This is a genomic window from Streptomyces sp. NBC_00659 (genome assembly GCF_036226925.1).
Taxonomy (GTDB): Bacteria; Actinomycetota; Actinomycetes; order Streptomycetales; family Streptomycetaceae; genus Streptomyces.
In genome coordinates, this window is record NZ_CP109031.1 from 6,320,203 (window position 1) to 6,343,450 (window position 23,248).

21 protein-coding genes are annotated in these 23,248 nt (G+C 72.4%); 14 read left to right on the top strand and 7 right to left on the bottom strand.

Annotated elements, in window-relative coordinates; translation table 11 throughout:
* Positions 1 to 64: 64 nt before the first annotated feature.
* A complete protein-coding gene (gene sodX, locus OG410_RS27735) occupies positions 65 to 499 on the top strand; it encodes a nickel-type superoxide dismutase maturation protease (RefSeq protein ID WP_326785569.1) in 435 nt (144 codons plus the stop codon).
* Here sodX and OG410_RS27740 read toward each other — a convergent pair.
* Positions 403 to 1,032, bottom strand: a complete 630-nt coding sequence (locus tag OG410_RS27740) for a CGNR zinc finger domain-containing protein (RefSeq protein WP_328671358.1) — start codon at positions 1,030 to 1,032, stop codon at positions 403 to 405. The genes sodX and OG410_RS27740 overlap by 97 nt on opposite strands.
* A gap of 100 nt (positions 1,033 to 1,132) precedes the next feature.
* Between OG410_RS27740 and OG410_RS27745 the strand changes: the two genes are divergently transcribed.
* Positions 1,133 to 1,891 carry a class I SAM-dependent methyltransferase gene (locus OG410_RS27745; protein ID WP_329301612.1) on the top strand — a complete coding sequence of 253 codons (759 nt, stop codon included), beginning with the start codon at positions 1,133 to 1,135 and terminating at the stop codon, positions 1,889 to 1,891.
* Between the two features lie 195 nt (positions 1,892 to 2,086).
* Here OG410_RS27745 and OG410_RS27750 read toward each other — a convergent pair whose 3' ends face one another.
* Genes OG410_RS27750 through OG410_RS27760 form a run of 3 tightly spaced genes read right to left on the bottom strand, consistent with a single transcriptional unit; the run spans position 2,087 to position 4,798 of the window.
* Positions 2,087 to 2,848 carry an amino acid ABC transporter ATP-binding protein gene (locus OG410_RS27750; protein ID WP_329301613.1) on the bottom strand — a complete coding sequence of 254 codons (762 nt, stop codon included), beginning with the start codon at positions 2,846 to 2,848 and terminating at the stop codon, positions 2,087 to 2,089.
* Positions 2,845 to 3,810: an amino acid ABC transporter permease gene (locus OG410_RS27755; RefSeq protein ID WP_329301614.1), complete on the bottom strand. Its 966-nt coding sequence runs from the start codon at positions 3,808 to 3,810 to the stop codon at positions 2,845 to 2,847. The genes OG410_RS27750 and OG410_RS27755 overlap by 4 nt, the downstream gene beginning before the upstream one ends.
* A 28-nt stretch (positions 3,811 to 3,838) precedes the next feature.
* The gene (locus OG410_RS27760; protein WP_329301615.1) at positions 3,839 to 4,798 is read right to left on the bottom strand and encodes an ABC transporter substrate-binding protein; all 960 of its coding nucleotides are present in this window, start codon (positions 4,796 to 4,798) and stop codon (positions 3,839 to 3,841) included.
* Between the two features lie 539 nt (positions 4,799 to 5,337).
* Between OG410_RS27760 and OG410_RS27765 the strand changes: the two genes are divergently transcribed.
* The 4 genes from OG410_RS27765 to OG410_RS27780 all read left to right on the top strand — a co-directional run bounded on the left by OG410_RS27765 (position 5,338) and on the right by OG410_RS27780 (position 8,674).
* The gene (locus tag OG410_RS27765; RefSeq protein WP_326785563.1) at positions 5,338 to 6,561 is read left to right on the top strand and encodes an NAD(P)-dependent malic enzyme; all 1,224 of its coding nucleotides are present in this window, start codon (positions 5,338 to 5,340) and stop codon (positions 6,559 to 6,561) included.
* A gap of 193 nt (positions 6,562 to 6,754) precedes the next feature.
* Positions 6,755 to 7,720, top strand: coding sequence for a zinc-binding dehydrogenase (locus tag OG410_RS27770; RefSeq protein WP_329301616.1), 966 nt, complete (start codon positions 6,755 to 6,757; stop codon positions 7,718 to 7,720).
* Positions 7,721 to 7,877: 157 nt separating this feature from the next.
* Positions 7,878 to 8,087: a helix-turn-helix domain-containing protein gene (locus OG410_RS27775; RefSeq protein WP_148010429.1), complete on the top strand. Its 210-nt coding sequence runs from the start codon at positions 7,878 to 7,880 to the stop codon at positions 8,085 to 8,087.
* A complete protein-coding gene (locus OG410_RS27780) occupies positions 8,087 to 8,674 on the top strand; it encodes a Clp protease N-terminal domain-containing protein (RefSeq protein WP_329301617.1) in 588 nt (195 codons plus the stop codon). The genes OG410_RS27775 and OG410_RS27780 overlap by 1 nt, the downstream gene beginning before the upstream one ends.
* A 343-nt stretch (positions 8,675 to 9,017) precedes the next feature.
* Here the strand turns inward: OG410_RS27780 and OG410_RS27785 are convergent, their stop codons facing one another.
* Both OG410_RS27785 and OG410_RS27790 read right to left on the bottom strand, forming a co-directional pair.
* Complete coding sequence (locus tag OG410_RS27785) at positions 9,018 to 10,097, bottom strand: PadR family transcriptional regulator (RefSeq protein WP_329301618.1); 1,080 nt, start codon at positions 10,095 to 10,097, stop codon at positions 9,018 to 9,020.
* A gap of 1 nt (position 10,098) precedes the next feature.
* Entirely contained in the window at positions 10,099 to 11,229 is a 1,131-nt protein-coding gene (locus tag OG410_RS27790) for a DUF4097 family beta strand repeat-containing protein (protein WP_329304272.1), read from the bottom strand.
* Positions 11,230 to 11,393: 164 nt separating this feature from the next.
* Between OG410_RS27790 and OG410_RS27795 the strand changes: the two genes are divergently transcribed.
* The gene (locus OG410_RS27795; RefSeq protein WP_329301619.1) at positions 11,394 to 12,227 is read left to right on the top strand and encodes a hypothetical protein; all 834 of its coding nucleotides are present in this window, start codon (positions 11,394 to 11,396) and stop codon (positions 12,225 to 12,227) included.
* A 38-nt stretch (positions 12,228 to 12,265) separates the two neighbouring features.
* Here OG410_RS27795 and OG410_RS27800 read toward each other — a convergent pair whose 3' ends face one another.
* The gene (locus OG410_RS27800; protein WP_007266501.1) at positions 12,266 to 12,451 is read right to left on the bottom strand and encodes a DUF6104 family protein; all 186 of its coding nucleotides are present in this window, start codon (positions 12,449 to 12,451) and stop codon (positions 12,266 to 12,268) included.
* A gap of 154 nt (positions 12,452 to 12,605) precedes the next feature.
* On the opposite strand from OG410_RS27800, the gene OG410_RS27805 reads away from it, so the two are divergent.
* The 7 genes from OG410_RS27805 to OG410_RS27835 all read left to right on the top strand — a co-directional run bounded on the left by OG410_RS27805 (position 12,606) and on the right by OG410_RS27835 (position 23,183).
* The gene (locus OG410_RS27805) at positions 12,606 to 13,100 is read left to right on the top strand and encodes a CU044_2847 family protein (protein ID WP_329301620.1); all 495 of its coding nucleotides are present in this window, start codon (positions 12,606 to 12,608) and stop codon (positions 13,098 to 13,100) included.
* On the top strand, positions 13,097 to 15,220 hold the full coding sequence (locus tag OG410_RS27810; protein ID WP_329301621.1) for a VMAP-C domain-containing protein: 2,124 nt from the start codon (positions 13,097 to 13,099) through the stop codon (positions 15,218 to 15,220). The genes OG410_RS27805 and OG410_RS27810 overlap by 4 nt, the downstream gene beginning before the upstream one ends.
* 157 nt (positions 15,221 to 15,377) lie before the next feature.
* Positions 15,378 to 16,406, top strand: a complete 1,029-nt coding sequence (locus tag OG410_RS27815; RefSeq protein ID WP_329301622.1) for an AAA family ATPase — start codon at positions 15,378 to 15,380, stop codon at positions 16,404 to 16,406.
* 7 nt (positions 16,407 to 16,413) lie between these two features.
* The gene (locus OG410_RS27820) at positions 16,414 to 19,725 is read left to right on the top strand and encodes an SAV_2336 N-terminal domain-related protein (RefSeq protein ID WP_329301623.1); all 3,312 of its coding nucleotides are present in this window, start codon (positions 16,414 to 16,416) and stop codon (positions 19,723 to 19,725) included.
* 270 nt (positions 19,726 to 19,995) lie between these two features.
* Complete coding sequence (gene fxsA, locus OG410_RS27825) at positions 19,996 to 20,151, top strand: FxSxx-COOH cyclophane-containing RiPP peptide (protein ID WP_329301624.1); 156 nt, start codon at positions 19,996 to 19,998, stop codon at positions 20,149 to 20,151.
* Between the two features lie 333 nt (positions 20,152 to 20,484).
* On the top strand, positions 20,485 to 21,597 hold the full coding sequence (locus tag OG410_RS27830; RefSeq protein WP_329304273.1) for an FxsB family cyclophane-forming radical SAM/SPASM peptide maturase: 1,113 nt from the start codon (positions 20,485 to 20,487) through the stop codon (positions 21,595 to 21,597).
* A complete protein-coding gene (locus tag OG410_RS27835; protein ID WP_443063800.1) occupies positions 21,594 to 23,183 on the top strand; it encodes an aKG-HExxH-type peptide beta-hydroxylase in 1,590 nt (529 codons plus the stop codon). The genes OG410_RS27830 and OG410_RS27835 overlap by 4 nt, the downstream gene beginning before the upstream one ends.
* The last annotated feature ends 65 nt before the right edge of the window (positions 23,184 to 23,248 follow it).

The following is a 23,248-nucleotide window of genomic DNA, read 5'->3' on the forward strand; positions in this document are numbered from 1 at the left end:
CTTAGGACAAAAGTCCGGGGTGAAACTGGGACTGGTGGAGGATAGGACCGGGGAGGTGCCGGTGATGCCGGAGCTGTCGCAGGAGACCGAGCGGGGGAAGGCTCTGCTGCCGTTCGGGGCGGCGGAGGTGACGGGCCCTTCGATGGTGCCCACACTCCAGCACGGGGATCGGCTCGTCGTTCAGTGGGGGGCGAGGGTGAGGCCGGGCGATGTCGTCGTCCTGCGCCATCCGTTCCAGCAGGACCTGCTCGTCGTGAAGCGGATCGCGGAACGGCGTGAGGGCGGCTGGTGGGTGCTCGGGGACAACGCGTTCGCGGGCGGGGACAGCACCGACTACGGAACCGTCCCCGAGGAACTCGTCCTCGGGAAGGTGCGGTTCCGTTTCCGGCCGCCGAAAGCGGGTCAGCGGTCGCCGTTCGCCGTCGTCCGCTGGGTGCTGGTGGCCGCGAGGCCGGTGCTTCCCGTCCGGTCCGCCTCCAGGCGCTTGCGGGCTCGGTAGGCCGCGACGTTGGCGCGGGTCGCGCAGCGGTCCGAGCAGTAACGCCGGGAGCGGTTGGTGGAGGTGTCCAGGTAGGCGTTGCGGCACGGGGCGGCCTCGCACAGGCCGAGACGGTCCACGCCGTACTCGGTCAGATGGAAGGCGAGGCCCATCGCCGCGATCGCCGCGTAGCCCGCGGTCGCGTTCGACGGGTGATCCGCCAGATGCATGTGCCACAGCGGGCGGTCGTCGTCGTCGCGGTGGTCGTGCCCCGAGATCTGCGGGCTCACCGGGAATTCCAGGAGCAGGGAGTTCAGCAGGTCCACCGCGAGGGTCTCCTCGCCGCCGGCCGCCGCCTCGAAGACCGCGCGCAGCCGTCCCCGTACCGAGCGGAAGCGGGTGACGTCGGCCTCCGCGGCACGGCGGGCAGCCGAGGCGTTCCCCCCGAACAGGTCACGGACGGCCTCGACGGAGGTCAGCGAGTCCTTGCCCCGGGCCGGTTCCTCGGTGTTGACGAGGCGGACGGCATAATCCGAGTAATAGGCCAGTTCCACTTGTAGTCCTTACGGAGGCGCTCTATCGTCGTGACGGTGGTCAGGTAACAGCTGATCGCCCTTACAGGGTATTACGTCGTCGACTGGAGGAGGGGCCTTCATGGCCATCGGCACCGGAACCGACTGGCATGCCTGGCAGCAGAGCTGGGACCGGCAGCAGGAGTGGTACATGCCGGACCGCGAGGACCGCTTCCGGGTGATGCTCGACATGACCGAGGCGCTCGTCGGACCCGCGCCCCGCGTCCTCGACCTCGCCTGCGGGACCGGCACCGTCACCGCCCGGCTGCTCGCCCGCCTCCCCGGAGCCACCAGCACCGGCGTCGACCTCGACCCCGCCCTCCTCGCCATCGCCGAGGGCACCTTCGCCGGCGACGACCGGGTCTCCCTCGTCACCGCCGACCTCAAGGACCCCCGCTGGCGCGAGCGGCTGCCGTACGACACGTACGACGCCGTCCTGACCTCCACGGCCCTGCACTGGCTGCACAGCGAACCCCTCACCGTCCTCTACGGCCAGATCGCCGGACTCGTCCGTGACGGCGGTGTGTTCATGAACGCCGACCACATGATCGACGAGACGACACCCCGGATCAACGCCGCCGACCGCGCCCAGCAGCACGCCCGCAGGGAGCAGGCCAAGAAGGACGGCGCCCTCGACTGGGCCGACTGGTGGGAGGTGGCCGCCCAGGACCCGGTCCTCGCCGGCCCCACCGCCCGCCGCTTCGAGATCTACGGCGAGCACGCCGACGGGGACACCCCCTCCGCCGACTGGCACGCGCGCGTGCTGCGCGAACAGGGCTTCGGCGAGGCCCGCCCGGTGTGGCGCTCCCCCTCGGACGCGCTGGTGCTCGCGGTCAAGTAGGCCACCCGCGAACCCTGTTGGAGGCGGTACGGAAAATCCGTACCGCCTCCACTGCGTCCCGCGGCGCCGGGTTCCAGGTGAAGCAGCGGGGAGGGCACGACAACGGGGGAACCGGAACGGGGGCATGAGGAAGGGGCGGTACGGGAGACCCGTACCGCCCCTTGTTCCCTGCGCTCAGGAGTGCCGACGTCCCGGTCAGAGGACCTTCGACAGGAACGACTTCGTGCGCTCGTGCTGCGGGTCCGTCAGGACGTCGCGCGGGTTGCCGGCCTCGACCACCACACCGCCGTCCATGAAGACCAGGCTGTCGCCGACCTCACGGGCGAAGCCCATCTCGTGCGTGACGACGACCATCGTCATACCGGACTCGGCGAGGTCGCGCATGACGTCGAGGACGTCACCGACCAGCTCCGGGTCCAGGGCCGAGGTCGGCTCGTCGAAGAGCATCAGCTTCGGATCCATCGCCAGCGCGCGGGCGATCGCCACCCGCTGCTGCTGGCCGCCGGACAGCTGCGAGGGGTAGTTCTTCGCCTTGTCGCCCAGTCCGACGCGCTCCAGCAGTTCCATCGCTCGGTCCCGGGCGTCCGACCTCTTCGTGCCCTTCACCTGCATCGGCGCTTCCATGACGTTCTCTACGGCCGTCATGTGCGGGAACAGGTTGAAGCGCTGGAAGACCATGCCGATGTCACGGCGCTTCAGAGCGACTTCGCTGTCCTTGAGCTCGTAGAGCTTGGAGCCCTTCTGGCGGTAGCCGACCAGGTCCCCGTCGACGTACAGCCGCCCGGCGTTGATCTTCTCCAGGTGGTTGATGCACCTCAGGAAGGTCGACTTGCCCGAGCCGGACGGGCCGATGAGGCAGAACACCTCGCCGGTGTTCACCTCCAGGTCGATGCCCTTGAGGACCTCCACAGGACCGAAGGACTTGTGGACGCTCTCCGACTTCACCATCGCGGTCATGCCTTGCCCCTCTCACTGCCGAGCCCGAGCATGTTCGTCTTGATCTTGTGGAACACGGTCGGCGGCAGGCTGCGGCTGGAGCCGCGGGCGTAGTAGCGCTCCAGGTAGTACTGGAAGACGCTGAACACGCTGGTCATGGCCAGGTACCAGATGGAGGCGACGAACAGCATCTCCATCACGGCGTACGACGTGGAGCCGATCGCCGAGGTGGAGCGCAGCAGCTCGTTGTACGTGACCGCGTACACCAGCGACGAGGTCTTCAGCATGTTGATGAACTCGTTGCCGGTCGGCGGCACGATGACACGCATCGCCTGCGGGATCACGATCCGGCGCAGCGTCTTGGTGTGGCTCATGCCGAGCGCGTGCGCGGCCTCCGTCTGACCCTCGTCGACGGCCAGCAGGCCGGCGCGGCAGATCTCGGCCATGTACGCGGCCTCGTTCAGACCGAGACCCAGCAGGGCGCACATGAACGGAGTCATGACGTCCGTCATCTCGTTCTTGTAGATCGGACCGAGATTCAGAACGGGGAAGATCAGCGCCAGGTTGAACCACAGCAGCAGCTGGACGTACACCGGCGTGCCGCGGAAGAACCAGATGTACAGCCAGGCGACCGAGCTGGTCACCGGGTTCTTCGAGAGCCGCATCACCGCGAGGACGACGCCCAGCACCACGCCCACGATCATGGCGAGCACGCTGATCAGCAGCGTGCGGCCGGCGCCCTGGACGACACTGGACACGAAGAGCTGGTCGCCCACCGTGGACCACATGATGTTGCCCTGGGAGAAGGCGTAGATCAGCGCCACCAGGAGCGCGACGACGATGATGCCGCTGACCCACCGGCCCCAGTGCCGGACGGGGATCGCCTTGATGGCTTCCGGGGACGGCCCGGACGCCCCGCTCTTGGACACCGCGTCGCCCGGGGGCGGGGTGTCCGAGGGGGACTTGTCGAGATTGTCAGTCACGTGACTGCCCTTCAGTGGTGCGCTCGGCTTACTTGCCGCCGTTGATCGCGGACTGCTCGATCGCGCCGGACTGGGCGCCCCACTTCTCCAGCACCTTCTGGTACGAGCCGTCCTTGATGATCGCGTCGACGGCTTCCTTCAGCACGTCACGGAGCTCGGTGTTCTTCTTGCTGAGGACGATGCCGAAGGGGCCGGCGTCGTACTGCTTGTTGATGACCTCGAAGGCCTTGCCGCCGTCGGCCTTGTTGGCCAGGTCGACCGCCACCGGGTAGTCGTTGATGCCGGCCACCGCGCCGCCCGACTTCACGCGGGTCTGGGCCTCGGTGTCGTTGTCGAACGACTCGATGTTGATGGCCTTCTTGCCGCCGTCCGTGCACTTCTTGGACTGGTCCTTGAGGGCCGTCTCGTACGTCGTGCCCCGCTGTACCGCGACGGTCCTGCCGCAGAGGTCCTCGAGGCCCTTGATGCCCTCGGGGTTGCCCTTCTTCACGTAGATGGCCGTACCGGCCGTGAAGTAGTCCACGAAGTCGACGCCCTCGCCGAGCTTCTTGCCCTTGTCGTCCAGGCCTTCCTGGCGCTGCTTGTTGTCCGTGATGGACGACATCGCGATGTCGTAGCGGCCGGAGTTGACGGCCGTGATCAGGCCGTCGAAGGAGCCCGAGGTGAAGGTGAACTTCACGCCGAGCTGCTTGCCCAGCGCGTCGGCCAGGTCGGGGTCGACGCCGACGATCTTGCCGCCGTCGACCGACTCCATGGGGGCGTACTCGGCGTTCGTGCCGACCTTGATGACGCCCGCGTCCTGGATCTTCTTGGGCAGCTTGGAGAACAGCGGAGCGCTGTTGGACTTGGCGGACTCCGTGGAGCTGCCGCCGCCGTCGTTCGTCTGGTCACCGCAGCCGGTGAGGATCAGGGCGCCGGCGACCGCGATCGCACCGACCGCTGCTATCCGGGACCGGGCGGTGGTACGACGGGTGGTGCGTGCGGTCATGAGGGTTCCTCCGGCGGATCAGGGAGTAGCCGATAGGTCGACGGAAACACACACCTTCGAGTGTCGCGACCTCGTGTAATGACGGCATCTTGCCATTCGGACGGCGGGATTCACGGTGCCCGCCATGTCAAAATCGGATAACGGGTGACCCCCGAACCATTACCGGCCGGTCACGTACGACCGGATCATGTGCGGGAATCGTCCCCTCCGGCCGGAAGATCTTCGGTGCCGCGCAAGAAGCGGAAGACCGCTAGGCGGCACTCACACCCGAACGAGGACATATCCGGAAGTGTCAATGGATCCAGGCATGAATCATCTCACCGCCATGTGATCTTGGCTCTATGGACTCGTCCTCGGCACCGTCCGTCCGGTAAGAAGGTTCTTTACACCCCTCATCCGGGGCTCAGGGCGCGTGTGCGGCGCGCCCGTCGCGCAGCGGCCCGTACGCAACCACGGCGGCAGGGCCTGCGCGGTGCCCGCCCACCCCTCAACCAGGAGTGGTCACCCTCAAACAATGAAGACTTAAGGGGTAAAACAAAGTGGCAGCGGAGATCGTCAATCCTCGCAGCGACAGCAGTACGGATCACGAAGGCGGGGCCGAGCCCCTCGATGCCTTCGACCCGGCTTTCGCGCTGCACCGCGGCGGCAAGATGGCTGTGCAAGCCACTGTGCCCATCCGCGACAAGGACGACCTGTCCCTGGCTTACACGCCCGGCGTCGCGAAGGTGTGCAGCGCGATCGCCGAGCAGCCGGAACTCGTCCATGACTACACGTGGAAGTCGTCCGTGGTCGCTGTGGTGACCGACGGGACGGCAGTGCTCGGGCTCGGTGACATCGGCCCGGAGGCCTCGCTCCCCGTCATGGAGGGCAAGGCCATCCTGTTCAAGCAGTTCGGCGGTGTGGACGCGGTGCCGATCGCGCTCGCCTGCACCGGCGTCGACGAGATCGTCGAGACGGTGGTCCGGCTCGCTCCCTCGTTCGGCGGCGTCAATCTGGAGGACATCTCGGCACCGCGGTGCTTCGAGATCGAGCGCAAGCTCCAGGAACGACTGGACATTCCCGTCTTCCACGACGACCAGCACGGGACCGCGGTCGTCACCCTCGCGGCCCTGCGGAACGCCGCCCGGCTGACCGGGCGCTCGCTCGGCGACCTGCGCGCGGTGATCTCCGGAGCGGGCGCGGCCGGTATCGCCATCGCCAAGTTCCTGCTGGAGGCGGGCCTCGGCGATGTCGCGGTCGCCGACCGCAAGGGCGTCGTGTCCCGTGACCGGGACGACCTGACGGACGTCAAGCGCGAGCTCGCGGAGATCACCAACAAGGCGGGGATCTCCGGTTCGCTGGAGGAGGCGCTCGCGGGCGCCGACGTCTTCATCGGTGTCTCCGGCGGTACGGTGCCGGAGCCGGCGGTCGCCTCCATGGCGAAGGGGGCCTTCGTCTTCGCGATGGCCAACCCGAACCCCGAGGTGCACCCCGACATCGCCCACAAGTACGCGGCCGTCGTCGCGACCGGGCGGTCGGACTTCCCGAACCAGATCAACAACGTGCTGGCCTTCCCGGGAATCTTCGCCGGTGCGCTCCAGGTCCGGGCCTCCCGGATCACCGAGGGCATGAAGATCGCGGCCGCCGACGCGCTGGCCGCGGTGGTCGGGGACGACCTCGCCGCGGACTACGTCATCCCCTCGCCGTTCGACGAGCGGGTGGCTCCGGCGGTGACGGCCGCGGTGGCCGCCGCCGCCCGTGCGGAGGGCGTCGCCCGCCGCTGACGTGGTGTCCTGCTTGGCCCCGCCGGGATGGTTTCCTCCCGGCGGGGCCATCTTTTTGCCCGCCTTTTGTCCGCGGGAGGAGAGGGCGAGGAGAGGCTGTCGCCCGGTGGGGCTTGCGCCGGGGGTGCCGCGGGACGCGTGTCACACGGGGAGTCGGTTCCCCAGGCCGGGGGCGGAGCCTATCGTCGAGGTCATGTTCGCTGCCTACGCCACCCGAATCGACCGTGACCAGCCGCTGAACGGCCTGGAGTTGGGGGAGCGCCCGGCCCCCGGACAGAGGCCGGGCTGGACGACCGTGAACGTACGGGCCGCCTCCCTCAATCACCATGATCTGTGGTCGCTGCGCGGCGTCGGCCTCGCCGAGGACAAGCTGCCGATGATCCTCGGCTGCGACGCCGCCGGAATCGACGAGGACGGCAACGAGGTCGTCCTGCACTCCGTCATCGGCCAGAGCGGGCACGGGGTCGGCCCCGACGAGCCCCGGTCCATCCTCACCGAGCGCTACCAGGGCACCTTCGCCGAGCAGGTCTCCGTACCGACGTGGAACGTGCTGCCGAAGCCCAAGGAACTGTCCTTCGCGGAGGCCGCCTGTCTGCCGACGGCCTGGCTGACGGCGTACCGCATGCTGTTCACCAACGCCGGGGTCCGGCCCGGCGATTCCGTGCTCGTCCAGGGTGCCGGCGGGGGCGTGGCCACCGCCGCGATCGTGCTCGGCAAGGCCGCCGGGCTGCGGGTCTTCGCCACCAGCCGTGACGAGGCCAAGCGGAAGCGGGCGCTCGAACTCGGAGCCGTCGAGGCGCTGGAGTCCGGGGCGCGGCTGCCGCAGCGGGTCGACGCGGTCATCGAGACGGTCGGCGCCGCCACCTGGTCGCACTCGGTCAAGTCGCTGCGTCCCGGCGGCACCGTCGTCATCTCGGGTGCCACCAGTGGCGACCGGCCCTCGCACGCCGAGCTGACGCGGATCTTCTTCCTCGAACTCAAGGTGGTCGGCTCCACCATGGGAACGAAGGACGAGCTGGAGGACCTGCTGGCCTTCTGCGCGGCCACCGGTGTGCGGCCCGTCGTCGACGAGGTGCTGCCGCTCGACCGGGCCCGCGAAGGGTTCGAGCGGCTGGAGTCCGGCGATCTGTTCGGGAAGATCGTGCTGACGGCGAGCTGACAGAGGGTTGTTCCAGAGGGTTGTCGCGGCGGGTCCGGGTTTCCGGGCCCGCCGTTTCGCGTGTCCGGTGTCCGGTGTCCGGTGGGTGTGGTGCGGGTGCGCCCCGGCGGTGTCAATTTTGGTTGACAAGAGCGAGGTGTCAACGTAGGTTGACGTCATGACCGAAGCAACGGATCTTGCCGAGCGCGCGGGTGACCGCGATCCGCGGATCGGGCTGCGGGCGGTCTCCGCGCTGCGGAGGCTGCTGGAGCAGTTGGAGGCGGTACAGGTGCGCAGTGCGCGCCATCAGGGCTGGTCGTGGCAGGAGATCGCCGCGGAACTCGGCGTGAGCAGGCAGGCAGTGCACAAGAAGTACGGGAGGCAGTGATGTTCGAACGCTTCACGAAGGATGCGCGTGCCGTCGTCGAGGGCGCGGTGTCGCACTCCGGGCGGGTGGGCGCCGAGACGGTCGAGGAGGAGCACATGCTGCTGTCCCTCCTGGACCGGGAGGGCAGCCGGGGTTCCTTCGCGCTGACCTCGCTCGGGGAGTCCGGGTTCCGGGAGTCCCTGGAGCGGGACCTCGCCGAGGCGCGGCGAAGGGGCGGACTCTCGCGCGCCGACGCGGACGCCCTCTCGGGGCTCGGCATCGACCTGTCCGAGATCGTCTCCCGGATCGAGGAGGCCCACGGAGAAGGCGCCCTGGAGTCGGGCGGGCGGGGCGGGAACGGCAGGCGGGCCCGTCGTCGGCCCTTCGGGCAGGGGGCGAAGGACGTGCTGGTACGAGCCCTGCGGATCGCTGCCGCGCGACGGGACCGGCACATCGGGGACGAGCACCTGCTGCTGGCGATCACCCTGCGGGGCGGGGTCGCCGCAGAGGTGCTGGCCGATCACGGTGTCACCTACGAGTCGGTGACACGAGTGCTGTACGGCGGCGCCGGGGCGGCCGGCGAGGGCGGTGTGGCGCAAGCGGGGTGAGCCACGCGAGCAGGCCGGCGTGACCGGCGTTACCGGTGCGACCGGTCGGTGCCGTGCGCCGTCCGGCCGGCGCGCGGTGGACGGCCGGGGTGCGGGCTGGGTCCCGCGCGGGCGGGTGTGTCTCGTACGGACCGGTGGAGCCGTGCGGACCGGTGCAATCCGTGCGGCCCGGTGCGACGTGTGGCCCGGTGTACCCGGGCCGGCGAAGGCCGCTGAGCCGTGCTCGACGCCGGCCGGTGACAACCGGGGTGACCGGGCCGGCAGGGCCGCGTGTGTGGTCCCGCCCGGCCGGTCGCCCCGGCGCCCGTGAGGAGGGCCGGGGCGTCGAGGGTCGCCGGGGGAGTTACGGCCGCCTGCCTCGCAGCGTCGAGCCGATGTGGGCCGCCGCTGTCGACAAGTGGCGGCGGATGTCGCCGAGTTGGTCCTCGGTGACACCGTGGTCGCGGGACGCGTCGCGGATGTCGTCACGGAAGCGGTCCAGCAGACGGTCCAGGTCCCGGACGGGGTTGCCCGTGGAGTCCTCGTGCGCCCAGGCCGGTTCGTACTCGGCGGGAAAGTCCTCCGCCGTGGCCGAGTACTCCGGATCCACGGGCGCTCCGGACGGCGTGCGGCCGAATCCGAACTCCTTGCCGAGGTCCTTCCCCAGGTCCTTGCCGAAGTTCTTCCCGAAGTCGCCGAACTCCTTGGCCAGCTCGGTCAGCCCCTCGCGCACGCCCGTCGGCCAGTCCCCGCGCGCGAAGTGGTCCTGGACCTGGTCCTGGACGTGCTTGGCCATGCGCTGCATCTCCTCCTGGGCCTGCGCACGGGCCTTCTCCTGGGCCTCCTTGGCCTGGCGGCGGGCGCGCTGCGCCTCGTCGCGGGCGCGACGGCTCTCGTCCTTCGCGCGGCGGGCCTGTTCCTTCCACTCCTGACGGACGCGCCGCATCTCCTCCTTCGCCGCCCGCCACGACTCCCTGTCCTGGAAGTCGTCGAGGCCGCCGGACCCGCCCGCCCGATCGTCCTGCTGCCCCGGCCGGGCGCCGGCCCTGGAGCCGTGGCGTGCCTCCGTGGCCGCCGCCCGCATCTCGCGGCGCAGGTCACCGGCAGCGCCCCGGACGTCCGCGCGGATCTCCGCCGCGAGCTCCGCGACCGACTCGCGGATCTCCAGCTCCAGATCGGCCAGTTCGCCGCTGCGGTCGGCCAGTTCGGCGCGGCCCGCGTCGGTGATCGCGTACACCTTGCGGCCGCCCTCGGAGGTGTGCGTGACGAGTCCCTCGGCCTCCAGTTTCGCCAGCCGCGGGTAGACGGTGCCCGCCGAGGGCGCGTACAGGCCCTGGAAGCGCTCCTCCAGGAGGCGGATCACCTCATAGCCGTGGCGCGGGGCCTCGTCCAGCAGCTTGAGGAGGTACAGGCGCAGTCGGCCGTGGGCGAAGACGGGGGCCATGTCAGAGCACCTTCTTGTCGGTCGAGGAGCCGGCCGGACGGCCCTCGGTGGCATCGTCGTCCGGTGTGCCGCTCGCTGTGCCGTCAGCGGTGTCCGTCGCGGAGTGGTCGTCGGCGGTGGTGGCGGAGTGGTCAGCGGTGTCCGTCGCTGTGTCGTCAGTGGTGGCGGGCGCGGAGTCGCCTGCGGTGTCGTCCGCCGAGCCGCCCGTCGCGTTGTCCGCCGAGCCGCCCGCAGTGGCGTCCGGGGTGGTGTCCGCGGTCGTTGCCGGGCCGGCCGAAGGCGCCGCGTCCCGCGGTTGGGGGACCTCCTCGTACGGCTCGTCCTCCGTCGGGGGCCTGCGCAGCAGGGCGATCGAGCCCGAGACGGTCATCGCCCTCAGCCTGCCGTTGCCCGCGCCGAGGCGGCCGGTGATCTTCTTGGCGCCCCACTGGCCGTTGACCCGCAGGTCCTCGAACGCACTGGAGACGCTGCCGCTGGCGGTGTTCGCCTCCACCTCGGCGTCCGCGGGATGGGGGAGCCGGATGGCGATCTCGCCCGAGACGTTCGACAGCCGGACGTCGGTCGGCGTGCCCGTGGCGTCGAGGTCCACGATCATCGAGCCGCTCACCGACTCGGCCCGCACGGAGGTGCCGGAGCCCTCGACGACGGTCAGGTCCCCGGAGACCGAGTTGAAGTGGAGGTCGCCGGTGACGGCCTGGGCCTCCAGGTTCCCCGAGACGGTCTCCACGCGCACGGGGCCGGAGACGCGGACGAGCGTGGTGTCGCCGGTGACGCCCTTCACCTGGACCCGTCCGTCCGTCCCCGAGACCACGGCGGCGGCGCCGACCACGCCCACCTCGACGTGCGTGCGCGCCGGGACGGCGAGCGAGACGACGGCCGCGCGGCGCCAGCCCTTGCGGTCGAGCCACTTCAGGAAGCCCTTCCAGGGAAGGTCCTCGTAGGCCACCGTGAGCGTGCCGCCCTCCTGGGTCACCTGGAGGGGAGGGCCGTCGAGCTCCGACACCTCCAGCCGGGCGGAACTCTCGTCGGTTCCCACGACGTTCACTGTTCCGTTGACGATGCGCACGTGCAGCGTCTGCACTGGGCCGTCGAAGGAGAGCTTCTTCGGCTCTGTCACGGACCACTCGGACATGGTGCAGACCTCCTCGAACGGACCGGACCCTCGTACGAGTCCGAGCTCGACACGCCATATCGCGTCTCTCATATTCACGATATATCGCGGATATCGAAAGTCAAGACACCCGTTCTGGGGATCATTGGTGCATCAAAGTGGGCAATTCGCCCTAAAGTGGGGCTATGTCGACTCCCTCCGGCGCGTCCAGGGGCGACCGTCCGGCCCCCGGCGCCCTGCTGTTGTGCCGGGCCCGTCCGGAGTCGGTCGGTCCCGCCGTCCATCTGCTGCGCGAGCGGATGCTGCTCGCCGGGGCGGGCCCCGACTGGAGCGTGCTGGTCCCCGAGGGCAAGCCCTGGCAGGAGGGCGCGGAACCCGTGGACCGCGTGCTCACCGGCTGGGCCGCGGCGCTCGCGGTCGGCGCGCCCTGGCCCGTCCTCGCGCTGTGGTGGGACACCGACCGCAGCGGGTTCACCCTGGCCTCGGGCTTCCGTCGCACCGTGGGCTACGAATGGCTGGCGAACGGCACCCCGGTCGGCGAGGACGAGGCGATGCGCACCTTCGCCGCCCGCCTGGGGCTCGACCCGGTGCTCGACATGCAGGTCCTGGAGCCGCTGACGCAGCCCGACCCGGAGGCCGACGCCCACGCGCGCGTGAGCGGGCTGCTCGCCGTCCTCACGCGCGCGGGGGTGCTGCTTCCCGCCGGGATCGACCCCGGGGAACCCGTGGAACAGCTCCGTGACGCGGTACGGATCCGGCCGGACGCCGAGCAGATCGAGTGGACCGGCTGGCGGGCCGCCGTGGGCGCCGAGCTCGACGTCGTGGAGAGCGGCGGTCTCGGACCCTGGCTGCGCGGCCCGAGGGCCCGCACCCTCGCCGCGGCCCAGCTCGCCGTCGGCCTCCCGCTCACGGCCTGGGGGATCCGGCGCCACAGCGGCGGCTGGATCGTCGCCGGCGCGGTCCTGATGCTCCGCGGTGCCCTCGGCCTGGCGTACGACCACCTGCGCGCCTACGACTGACCGTCCTCGCGCGGGAGCGGTGCCCCGGGCTCGCGCTCCTACTCGTCGTCCTCGTCCTCGTCGTCCAGTCGGGCCAGCCAGGTCGCCAGCCGCTCCACCGGTACCTCGAAGTCCGGATTGAGGTCGACGAACGTACGCAACTGCTCGGCGAGCCACTCGAAGGTGACCTCTTCCTCGCCGCGCCGCTTCTCTAGTTCCTCGATGCCGCGGTCGGTGAAGTACATGGATGGTGCTCCGTCGGTGAAAGGGAAGTGGAACGCTGGGAAAAGGATAGGCGGGGTCAGGAGGCGGGTGGAGGGCCTCTGTCGTGCGCGGGCCCCGGCCGCTAGCCTGCAAGGTCGGCTCGAACCACGGGGGCGTGGGGGAACGGGGGATGCCATGAGTGACGCGGTGACGCGCATCGCACGGATCGAGATGCCCGACGGAACACCGGTGTGGGCCCGGATCTCGGGGGCCGACGAACTGGAGGATCCCGGCGGCGAGCTGTCGCTGACGGACGTCGGCTTCGCGGAGCGTGTCGAGGCGCAGGTCGAGAGCCTGCACGCGGTGATCACCGGCGTCGCGCGCTCGCTCGCCGCCCCGCTGCGCGCGGTGCGGCCCGACGAGGTCAGCGTCGAGTTCGGCATCGAGCTGACGGCGAAGGCCGGCAAGGTGGTCGGGCTGCTCGCGGACGGCGAGGCCAAGGCGGGCATCACCGTGACGCTCACCTGGAACGGTGCGCCGCCCGACCTGGAAGGAGATGGGACCGGCGTCCCCCACGCGGGGCCACCCGGTCCGGCGGGGGACGGGACCGCCACCCCGCACGCGGGCGCGTCTCCCGGCGCCCCGGCGCACGGTGGAGCCACCGACCCCTCCGGCGGGGGCGGAGCATGACGGACGGGCACGCCCCGGGCGCACCGGGCGGCCCCGGAAACGCTCACCGTGCGCTGCGTGATCTCGTCATGGCCGCCACCGTGCGCATCCATCGCGCGGGCCCCGGGTATGCCCTCGACGAACCCGGCACGTTCCTCGGGAGCGGCTTCTTCATCGCTCCGAACTGGGTTCTGACCTGCGCACATGTGGTCCGGAGCGGGGAGGGGAACGAGGTGCGGGTGGTGTACGAGAGAGGGCCGGGCCGCGGTACGTCCGCGGTCACCGGCGAGGTCGCGACGGTCCTCCCGGACCGCGCGGGGCTCCCGGCGCGCGGCACCTGGCCGTCCCCCGACCTCGCCCTGGTACGGCTGCGCGAGCCGGTGGACCACGACTGCGCGTACGTCACCGAACGCCCGGCCGCCTACTACGAGGAGGGCGTCGTCCTGTACTCCGGCTGGTCCGTGGTCGGCGGGGAGCTGCGCCGGCTGAGCGGCACCTGCACGGTCCAGGGCACGCTCGGCGGCTGGTCCGACGACGAGCAGATCCGCCTCGGCGGCGACGTGCTGCCGCCCGGCGTCTCGGGCGGGCCGGTCGTCGACCCCGTACGCGGTGAGGTCGTCGGAGTCCTGAAGTCGCGCACGGACCGGGGGCTCGGCGGCACCTGCACGGGGGTGGAGCAGTTACGGTCCCTGCCGGTGCCGGCCGAGGAGACGGCCGCCGAGCACGACGATCCGTACCACGCCGTCTTCCACGCCCACGACCGCTACCACCGGGACCGGCAGCGCCACCCGGACACCGACCGCAGCACCTGGGCCGACGTCCAGAACCAGCTCGGCGCCCGGCCCGGCCGCGCCCTGAGCCCCGAGGAGCGGACGCAGCTGCTCGGCAGGCTCGCCGATCTGCCGCCGCCGGCCAGCACCCGCGCCCTGCTCGGCCTGCTCGAATCCCTCCTGGGCGACCAGGCGGCGATCCCGCATCCGGCTCCGCGCGGCTGGCGCGACGGACTCGGGGCGCTGTACGAGAGCTCGCGCCAGGACGCCGCCCTCGACCTCGTCCTCGACTACGCCATGCGGGCGATGTCCGCCGACCGCCCCTTCGTCACACCGGGCACCCGGGCCGCCGAACGGGCGCTGTGGGAGTGGGTGCGGCAGACCGCCGAGGGCCGTCCGGGCCCCGCGTACCGGCGCCGCCTCGGTCAACAGTGGATCGAACGGCTCCAGGTGGCGCCCCGTGGCCCCTCGGCGGCGGAAGCAGAGGCGGCGCACGGCACCGCGTACGGCGCCGGCCGTGCGCCCCGTCTCTTCGTCCTGCTCGAACTGGAGCAGCTGGGCTGGGAGCCGGGCCGCTGCGACTGGCACGTCTCGGTGGGCCGACCGACCGGAGAGGTGGTGCGGCTGCGTGACGGCGAACGCACCCCGCTGGAGGAGCTGCCGGCCGTTCTCGCACCCGTCCTGACGGAAGCCTTCCGTCAGTGCGACGAACCCGGACGGCCCGCCGACCTCCAGGTGGCCCTGCCCCATCTGCTGCTCGGACTCGACGTCGACACCTGGCAGTTCGGGCCGGACGAAGTGCCGCTCGGCGCCCACCGGCCCGTCGTCGTGCGCTGCGCCGACCGGGAACAGCTTCCCGAGCCCGCCGACGCGGCCGCCCGGGCCGGAAAGACGCTCCCGGCCGACGAGGAGCGGCACGAGCGGGAGGCCCGCTGGCGGTGGATCCACGAGCACGGCGCACAGGCCGAAGTACTCGACTGCGAGGACGGGTTGCGGGTACCCGTACCAGTGGCGGAGTCGTTGCGCGGCCTGCCGCACAAGACCGTTCCCGTGCTCTGCCGCTACGGCGACCACCGGTTCGAGGACGACCCGGTCGCGCTCGTGCGGATCGTGCACGGCGGATACGGCGTCGCCCTGTGGCGGCGCTGGCGGGGGCAGTCCGAAGCGGTCTGCGGCGAGTTCCACCGAAGAGCCGGCGACACGGTGGCGGGCGCGGGCGGCGCGGACCGCCTTCCCGAACTGGTGCACGCCCTGCGGGCCGGGCTGCGCGAGGGCCGGCCGGAGACCTACTGGGCCCATGGGATCGCCCTGTTCTACGACGACCCGCGCCGGCCCCTGCCCGGGACCGGGGACCTGCTGGAGGCGCCATGACCGCATCGCTCGACCCGCTGTCGCGCGACGCTCGAACCAGGCCGAAGTGGGCTGCTGTGAGCCCCTCTTGGGGCCTTACGAGGCCCTCCGCGGGTCGATACGGTGAGGCGACGATCGACGGCTGCCGGGGTGGACGAGTGACGACGAGGACTGGGCAATGACCGATTCCAGCGAGTGGCTCATCTACCGAGGCGCAGGCGAACCCCACGACGGCCTGAACCGGCTTCCGGCCCCACCGCCGTGGCGTGACTTCGCGAGCCGGGACGCCGCCGGGAGCGACGGCGACGGCTCCGAGGACCGCAGGCTGGGCGCGTACCGGCATCTGGCCGAACTGCACCGGCCCGGCGCCGAGGAACTCGAAATGATCAACGCGGCGCTCTATCTGCGCCGGCCCCTGCTGGTCACCGGCAGCCCCGGCGCGGGCAAGAGCACGCTCGCGCACTCGGTGGCGTACGAACTCGGCCTCGGCAACGTCCTGCGCTGGCCGATCGTCAGCCGGTCCACGCTGCGGGACGGCCTCTACCACTACGACGCGATCGCCCGGCTCCAGGACGTGCAGCTCGCCGCGCCGCACGGTGGCGACCCGGCCGCGACCGGCGCCCCCGGTTCCGTCGAGGGCATCGGCAGCTACATCCGGCTCGGCCCGCTCGGCACCGCGCTGCTGCCCTCCGAGACCCCGCGCGTGCTGCTCATCGACGAGCTGGACAAGAGCGACATCGACCTGCCCAACGACCTCCTGAACGTCCTGGAGGAGGGCGAGTTCGCGATTCCCGAGCTGGAACGCGTCGCCGACCGGCTGCCCGGCGGCGAGGCCGCGGTGCTCACCGACGACGGCACCAAGGCGCGGGTGCGCGACGGCCGGGTGCGCTGCCACGCCTTCCCCTTCGTGGTGCTCACCAGCAACGGCGAGCGCGACTTCCCCGCCCCGCTGATGCGCCGCTGCATCCACCTCGAACTGGGCCGCCCGGACCACAAGCGGCTCGCCACCTTCGTACGCGCCCACCTGGGCGACGAGGCCGCGCGGGTCGGGGACGATCTGATCACCCACTTCCTGGAGCGCTCACGCAGCGAACTCGTCGCGGCCGACCAGCTGTTGAACGCCATCTACCTCACCGACGCCGCGGCCCCGCCCAGCCGGGACCGGCTCGCGGACCTGCTCATCCAGCGACTCGACCGCCCGAGGTGACGCGCTGATGACCGGCGGCGACCCGATCGCCGAACTCATCGCCCGGATACGGCAGGCCGGGCTGGATCCCGATGCCCGCCAACTGGCCGACGCCCTGTGGCTGGCGCGCTGGTCGCGCCCGCCGGACCGGGCCGGGACCGAGTGGGGGAGCGCGCCGGCGTCCGGTCACAAGGGGGCGGCCGAGGACCCCGCCGCCGGGCGCCGGGACACGCGGCGGGAGGAACGGCCACCGCCCGGCGACCGGCCCGCACCGGCCCGGCGGGACACGGAGACGGACCGGCGCGTCGCGCTGTACCCGGTGCCGCGCGACGGCGCGCCGCGCGGCTACGGGCAGGGCCGGTCGGCGGTGCTGCCGGTCGGCGTACCCGCCGCGCCCGCGTTCCCCTCCCCGCTCGAACTCCAGCGCGCATTACGCCCGTTGCAGGGCTACCGCACCGCGGCACCGCCCCTGCGTGAAGTCCTCGACGAGACCGAGACCGCCGAACGCACCGCCCGGGCCGGCGGACTGGTCCTGCCGGTGTTCCGCGGGGTGACCCGGGCCGACGCCACCCTCCAGCTCGTCATGGACGCCTCCTCGTCCATGCGCGTGTGGGACCGGATGTTCGCCGAACTGGAGCAGGTCTTCAGCGGGCTCGGCGCCTTCCGGGACATCCAGGTCAGCCACCTCCACCAGGGCCCGGACGGAGAACCCGCCGTCAGCCGCAGCCCCGAGCCCGGCACGGCCCCCCTGCACTCCGCCGACCGGCTGAGCGACCCGACAGGCCGCCGCGTCACCCTCCTCGTCAGCGACTGCGCCGGCCCCCTGTGGCACAGCGGCCACGCCCACAGGCTCCTGCACCACCTGTCCCGGCTCGGCCCCGCCGCCGTACTCCAGCCGCTGCCGCAGCGCATGTGGAACCGCACCCGGCTTCCGGTGTCGTACGGCGAACTGACCCGCGGCGAAGCCCTCGCGGGCGCCGCCACACTCAAGGTCCGGCTGCCCGCGGGCACCCCGCCGGAAGCACGCGACGGCGCGCTCCCCGTGCCCGTCCTGCCGCCCGAGCCCGCCGCGCTCGGCGCCTGGGCACGCCTGCTGTCCGGAGCCGGCGCCGGACCCGTGGCCGGTGCCGTCGGCTGGGTGCGCAGGCACCACGAGTCCGCCCGGAGCACCCGGCCCGGACGCCGCATGTCCGGGCTCGAACTGGTCAGCCGGTTCCGCTCCAACGCCTCCAAGACCGCCGGACGACTGGCCGGCTATCTGGCCGCCGCCCCGCTCAGCCTCCCCGTGATGCAACTCGTCCAGCGCACCATGCTCCCCGACTCCGGGCCCGCCGAACTGGCCGAGGTCCTGCTCAGCGGTCTGGTCTCACGCGCCAGGACCGAGGAGTACGGCGCGGACGGCACCCAGTGGTACGAGTTCGCGCCCGGCGCCCAGGAAGCCCTGCTGTCCCCGCTGGGCCTCGACGAGGCCATGCTGGTGCTCAAGCACTGCTCCGAATACATCGAGCACCGCTTCGGCAAGGGAGGCCCCAACTTCCCCGCCCTGGCGCTCGCACAGCTCGGCGAGGGCGGCTCCGGACCGCCGTTCTCGCCCGGCGCCGGATATCCGGGCGAGAACGGCGACAACGGCGGCGCCACCCTCGTACCCCAGCCCTTCGCCGAGGTCGCCGCACGGGTACTGGAGCGATTCATGCCGCTGCCGGAACACTTCGCCACCTACGCGCCGGCCCGCGGCCCCGACGGCCCGCCCGACCAGCGGCCCACCCACCCCGCCGTGCACAGGGCCCGCTCACTGGCCGGCCAGTTCGGCAGCGACGGCATGGTGCAGGACCTCATCGACGCCGTCCAGCTCCTGCGCGGCGCGACCGAACACGAACCGGTCCCCGGCGCCGACCCGGAACTGTGGGCCGAGTACGCCAACTGCGTACTGCTGCTGTGGGAGGTACAGGGCGGCGCGGACCTGCTGCGCGAGGCGGAGGCCGCCGCCGAACGCGCCGTCGCGCACCCCCGCGCCCTGCGCGAGAGGGCCAGCCTGGCCAGGGTGCTGCACGCCGCCGCCACCGACCGCAGGCGGCGCGGCGACCGGCGCGGCGCGCTCGACCTGCTGCAACGCGCCGACCGCGAGTACGCGGTGGCCTGCGCCGCGCCCGAACTGGACGCCGCCGAGGCCCTGCGGCTCACCCTGGAGCGGGTCCGGGCGCTGGAGGCGCAGTGGCGCCTCGGCGGCGACAGCGCGCTCCTCCAGGGCGCGGTCGGCATGCTGGAGGCGTTCGCCGACGCCTGGCCCGACCGGCGCAGCCGCCCCACGGGACTCCCGCTCGCCCACGGCCGTGTCCTGCTGCGCCTGTCGGGCGCCACGGCCGATCACGAACAGGCCAGGCTGTACGCGGAGCAGGGCGCGCGCTCCCTGCGCGCCGCCCTGGAAACCGGCCCCGAGGACACGCCCGCCGCCGGTGAGTCCTCGCGCGTCCGTATCCTCCTCGATCTCGTCGACGCGCTCCTGAGGTCCGGCGGCGCGCTGGACGACGCCCGCGACCATGTCGAGGAGGCGCTGGCCCTGACCCGCGAACAGGGGCTGCGTTCCGCCCTGCTGGTGCGCGCCGGGCGCATCCACGTCGCCCGGTACGCCGACACGGGCGACCCGCGCGAACTCCAGGACGCCGCCGCACGGTTCGAGCAGGCCTCCCGCGGAGTGCCCCGGGACGCCCCCGCGCACGCGGACGTCCTCGCCGAATGGGGCGAGGCACTGCTGCGGCACGCCGTGCCGGATCAGGGACGCGCCCCGAGCGAATCGCTGTACCGGGCCATCCGCGTGCTGCGGGACTGCCGCACCGAGACACCGGCGGGCAGCACCGAACTCGCCCACCGCCTGCTGCTGCTCGGCCGCGCGCTGATGCTGCGCTACCGCGCCCGCGGTGACCGGGTCGACCTGCGGGAGGCCGAGCACCTGTTCGGCCTCGCGGCCCTTGAGGACGGCCCGCCGCTCACCACCGCCCGCTGCTGGCTGGAGCTCGGACAGGCCCAGATCGAGGCGTACCAGAGCCTCGGCCGCAAGGCGCGGCTCGACGAGGCCGTCGACGCCTTCCGGGCCGCGGCCGAGTCGGCCCGCGAGGCCGAGGAGGAGGCCGAGACGGAGCGCATGCGCCAGGAAGCCGTGGAACTGGCCGCTCGGGCACAGCACTGGCGGGGTATGTCCTATGAAGCGGCGGCGCGTCCGCGTGCCGCGCGCGAGGCCTACCGGGCCGCCCGGACCGAGTGGTCCCGGCTGCCGGACGGTGTCGCGAGCACGGGCGAGCCGACGGCCCGGCAGACGGCACAGCGGCTGGCCGAGCTGGAGTGAGGAGCGCCTGCCGGCGGCCGCCGGGGCGGAGTCAGGGAAGCCGAGGGAGAAGACATGGGCGCACGCGACGACGTACCGGACGGCGCACGGGACCGCGAGAGCGCGGGGGAGCGGCTGCCGCAGTCACCGGGCCCGCGAAAGACCCCGGGCCCGCGAAAGACCCCGGGCCCGCGAAAGACCCCGGACCCGCGAAAGACCCCGGGCCCGCGAAAGACCCCGGACCCGTCACAGGCGCCGGGGCTTGAAGGAGCGCCGTGCGGTCCGACGGAGGTGCCGGATCCGGCGGAGCTTCCCGAGCTGCTGGACCTGGATCTGGCGGAGCTGCGGACCGTTCAACACCCGGTGCTGGCAGAGGTACTGGCCGATCTGCGGACGCGGTCCGGACAGCCGAGCGAGATCCTGTGGGGGTTCAACAGCGCTTTCTGAGCGGCAAAGCGAGGGAGGGCTCGGTCAAACACCACTCACGAGCAGCCAGTTCCGGTCTCCCCTCGTGAATGAACCGGACAACTTCGACGGGGTGACGTTTGTGTCCGGTCCGCGGCCGGGAATGTCGCCCCGTACGGGCAGGGGGCCGTGGCGCGGTTCGCGGCGTGGGATCGCGCGGCCGTACAGCATGGGGGTGCCGGAGTGTCTGCAGAGGTGACCTCCCCGATCCCCGTGATCTCCGTGCCGCACCTCGAACCGCCTTTGCCCGAACGGGCCCTGTCCGAACCGCCAAGACCCGAACCGCCTTCTCCCTTCCGGCAGTTCATCGTCAAGATGCACGGCCGCTGCAACCTGGCCTGCCGCTACTGCTACCTCTACGAGGGCCCCGACCGCACCTGGCGCGGCCGCCCCACCGCGGCCCCGCCCGGCGTCCTGGAGCGGACCGCGTCGAGGATCGGCGAACACGCCCGCGCCCACGGCCTGACGGCTCTGTCCCTGGTCCTGCACGGAGGTGAACCGCTGCTGGCGGGCGTGGACACCCTCGCCCGGTTCACCGGCCTCGTCCGCGACCGGGTCCCGGACGGCTGCACCGTGCACGCCACCGTCCAGACCAACGCCACCCTGCTCACCGAGCGGCGGCTCGCCGTCCTGGCCGGGCACGACATCCGCGTCGGCATCAGCCTGGACGGCGGCCTGCCCGAGCACAACACGCTGCGCACCGACCACGCCGGCCGCCCGTCCTGGCCCGCGGCCGCACGCGGCGCACGCCTGGTCGCCGAACGCCATCCGGAGGCGTACGCCGGGATCCTCACCGTCGTGGACCCCACCACGGACCCGGTCGAGCTGTACGAGTCGCTGCTCGCGCTGCGGCCGCCGGCCCTCGACCTGCTGCTCCCGCACGGCAACTGGTCCGCGCCGCCACCCCACCGGGAGGGCCCGGGAACTCCCTACGGCGACTGGCTGTGCGCCGTCTTCGACCGCTGGTGGCAGGCCGGGCGACGCGAGACGCGGGTACGGCTCTTCGAGGAGTGCGTCGCGCTGCTCCTCGGGCTGCCCGCCGCCACCGAGTCCCTCGGCCTCGCGCCCTTCGACGCCGTCGTCGTCGAGACGGACGGCTCCATCGAGCAGGTCGACTCCCTCAAGTCCTGTTACGAGGGGGCGGCCAGGACCGGCCTCGACGTCTTCCGGAACAGTTTCGACCAGGCCCTGCGCCACCCCGGCGTCGCGGCCCGGCAGGCGGGCGCCGCCTCGCTGGCCGCGGCCTGCCGGGCCTGCCCCCTGCTCACCGTGTGCGGCGGCGGACACTACGCGCATCGATACCGGGCCGGACACGGCTTCACCAACCCGTCCGTGTACTGCGCCGACCTCCAGCGCTTCATCCCCCATGTCGCGGGGAGGCTGGCCGGGGCCGCCGTCTCCGCCGCTTCCGAAGGAGACGTCCCGTGATCCTGCCGGCGGTCCCGGACCGGGCCGTGGACGAACTCGGCCGCACCGAAGGCGGTCCCGAGACCCTCGGGCTTCTCGTCCGCGACCAGCACACCCGACGGCTGCTCCTGCTCCGCGCGGTCCTCGACGCGGCCGAGTCGGCCGGCCCGGGCGTCTGCCCCGCCGCCGCCCTGGCCCGGCTGCGCGAGGACTGGGCCCTGCTGGAGGAGGCCGAACGCCTGGAGCCGTCCGCCCACCGCCGGGGACGGCCGTACCGGGACGGTCCGGTGTCCGGGCGGCCGGACGGGTCCGTGCCGGTGTCCGAGGGGCCGCGTGGGTCCGTGCCGGTGTCCGAGGGGCCGCGTGGGTCCGTGCCGGTGTCCGAGGGGGGTGCGGTGCCCGGGAACCGTCCACCGCCGTCCCCTGTCCGGGCCCTCCTCCTCCACCCGTTGACCGGTCCATGGGCCCGGGACACCCTGCGCGCGCTCAGGTCCGGAACGGGCCCGCTCACGGGCCGGGACACCCGTGAACCGGCCCGCGCGCTCGCCCACTTCGGGTCACTCGCCGCCGTCGCCGCCGCGCGGGCCGGGGTGTCCTACGCGGTACGGCTGACGGCTCACGACGGTGTGCTGACGCTGCCCTCGCTCGGCGCGCTGCGCACCGGCGGTCCCGGTTCCGGGGAGACGGAGGTGGCCGTCGTGCACCGGAGGGGGCGGCTGACGCTCCGGCGGCCCGGCGAGGCGGACGTGGTCGTCCGCCTGCAGAGCGGTGCCGGCGCCTGGTCGGAGGCCGCCGCCTGGACGTCGGCGTACACGCTGCCCGGTCTCGTGCTGGACTCCGCCGCCGTACCGCTGGACGACCTCGACCCCTATCGGACCGCGCGCGGCGGACCCCGCCCGGACACCCTGAGCGGCCCGGCCGTCCTCGACGAAGCCGACCGCAAGCACTGGCTGCACACCTGGTCGGGCACCGCCGCGGCGCTCGGACTCGGCGGCGAGCGGCGCCTCGCGGAAGCGGTGACCCTGCTCCGCTGTCTGGTCCCGCTGGCCGCCCCGCCCGGCTCGGTGCCGGGCGGCGCCGGCGGAAGCTGCAGCGGCACCCGGCGGGAGGCCTTCGGCGCGGTGCTCAGCAGCGCGCCGGCGACGGCGACCGTGTTCGCGGCCACCCTCGTCCACGAGATCCAGCACACCAAACTCGCCGCGCTCAGCGAGATGATGACGCTCCATCACGCAGGTCCGGAAGCACGCCACTTCGCACCCTGGCGCCCCGATCCACGCCCCTACGACAACCTTTTGCAGGGCGCCTACTCCCACCTCGCGCTGGCGGACTTCTTCCAGCGCAGCGCGCTCGCCGCCACGCTCCCCACCCTCCGGGACGCCGCCTGGGCGGAGCACGCGCGCTATCAGGCACAGGTCGGGGCCGTCCTGCCGGCGCTCGTCGGATCGGGTGATCTCACCGTGCGGGGACGCAAGTTCGTCGACCGCATGGTCGAGGTGTACGAACGGCTCGCCGAGCAGCCGCCGCCGCGCGGACACGCGGCGCGCGCGACGGCGTACGTACAGGCGGCCCGGGCGCTGTGGACCCGGCGCCACGCACCGGGCGAATGAACCGCATGCCTCCAGGGGGCGCGGCGCGGGGTCGGCCGAGTCGGACCGGGCCCGCCGAACGCGCC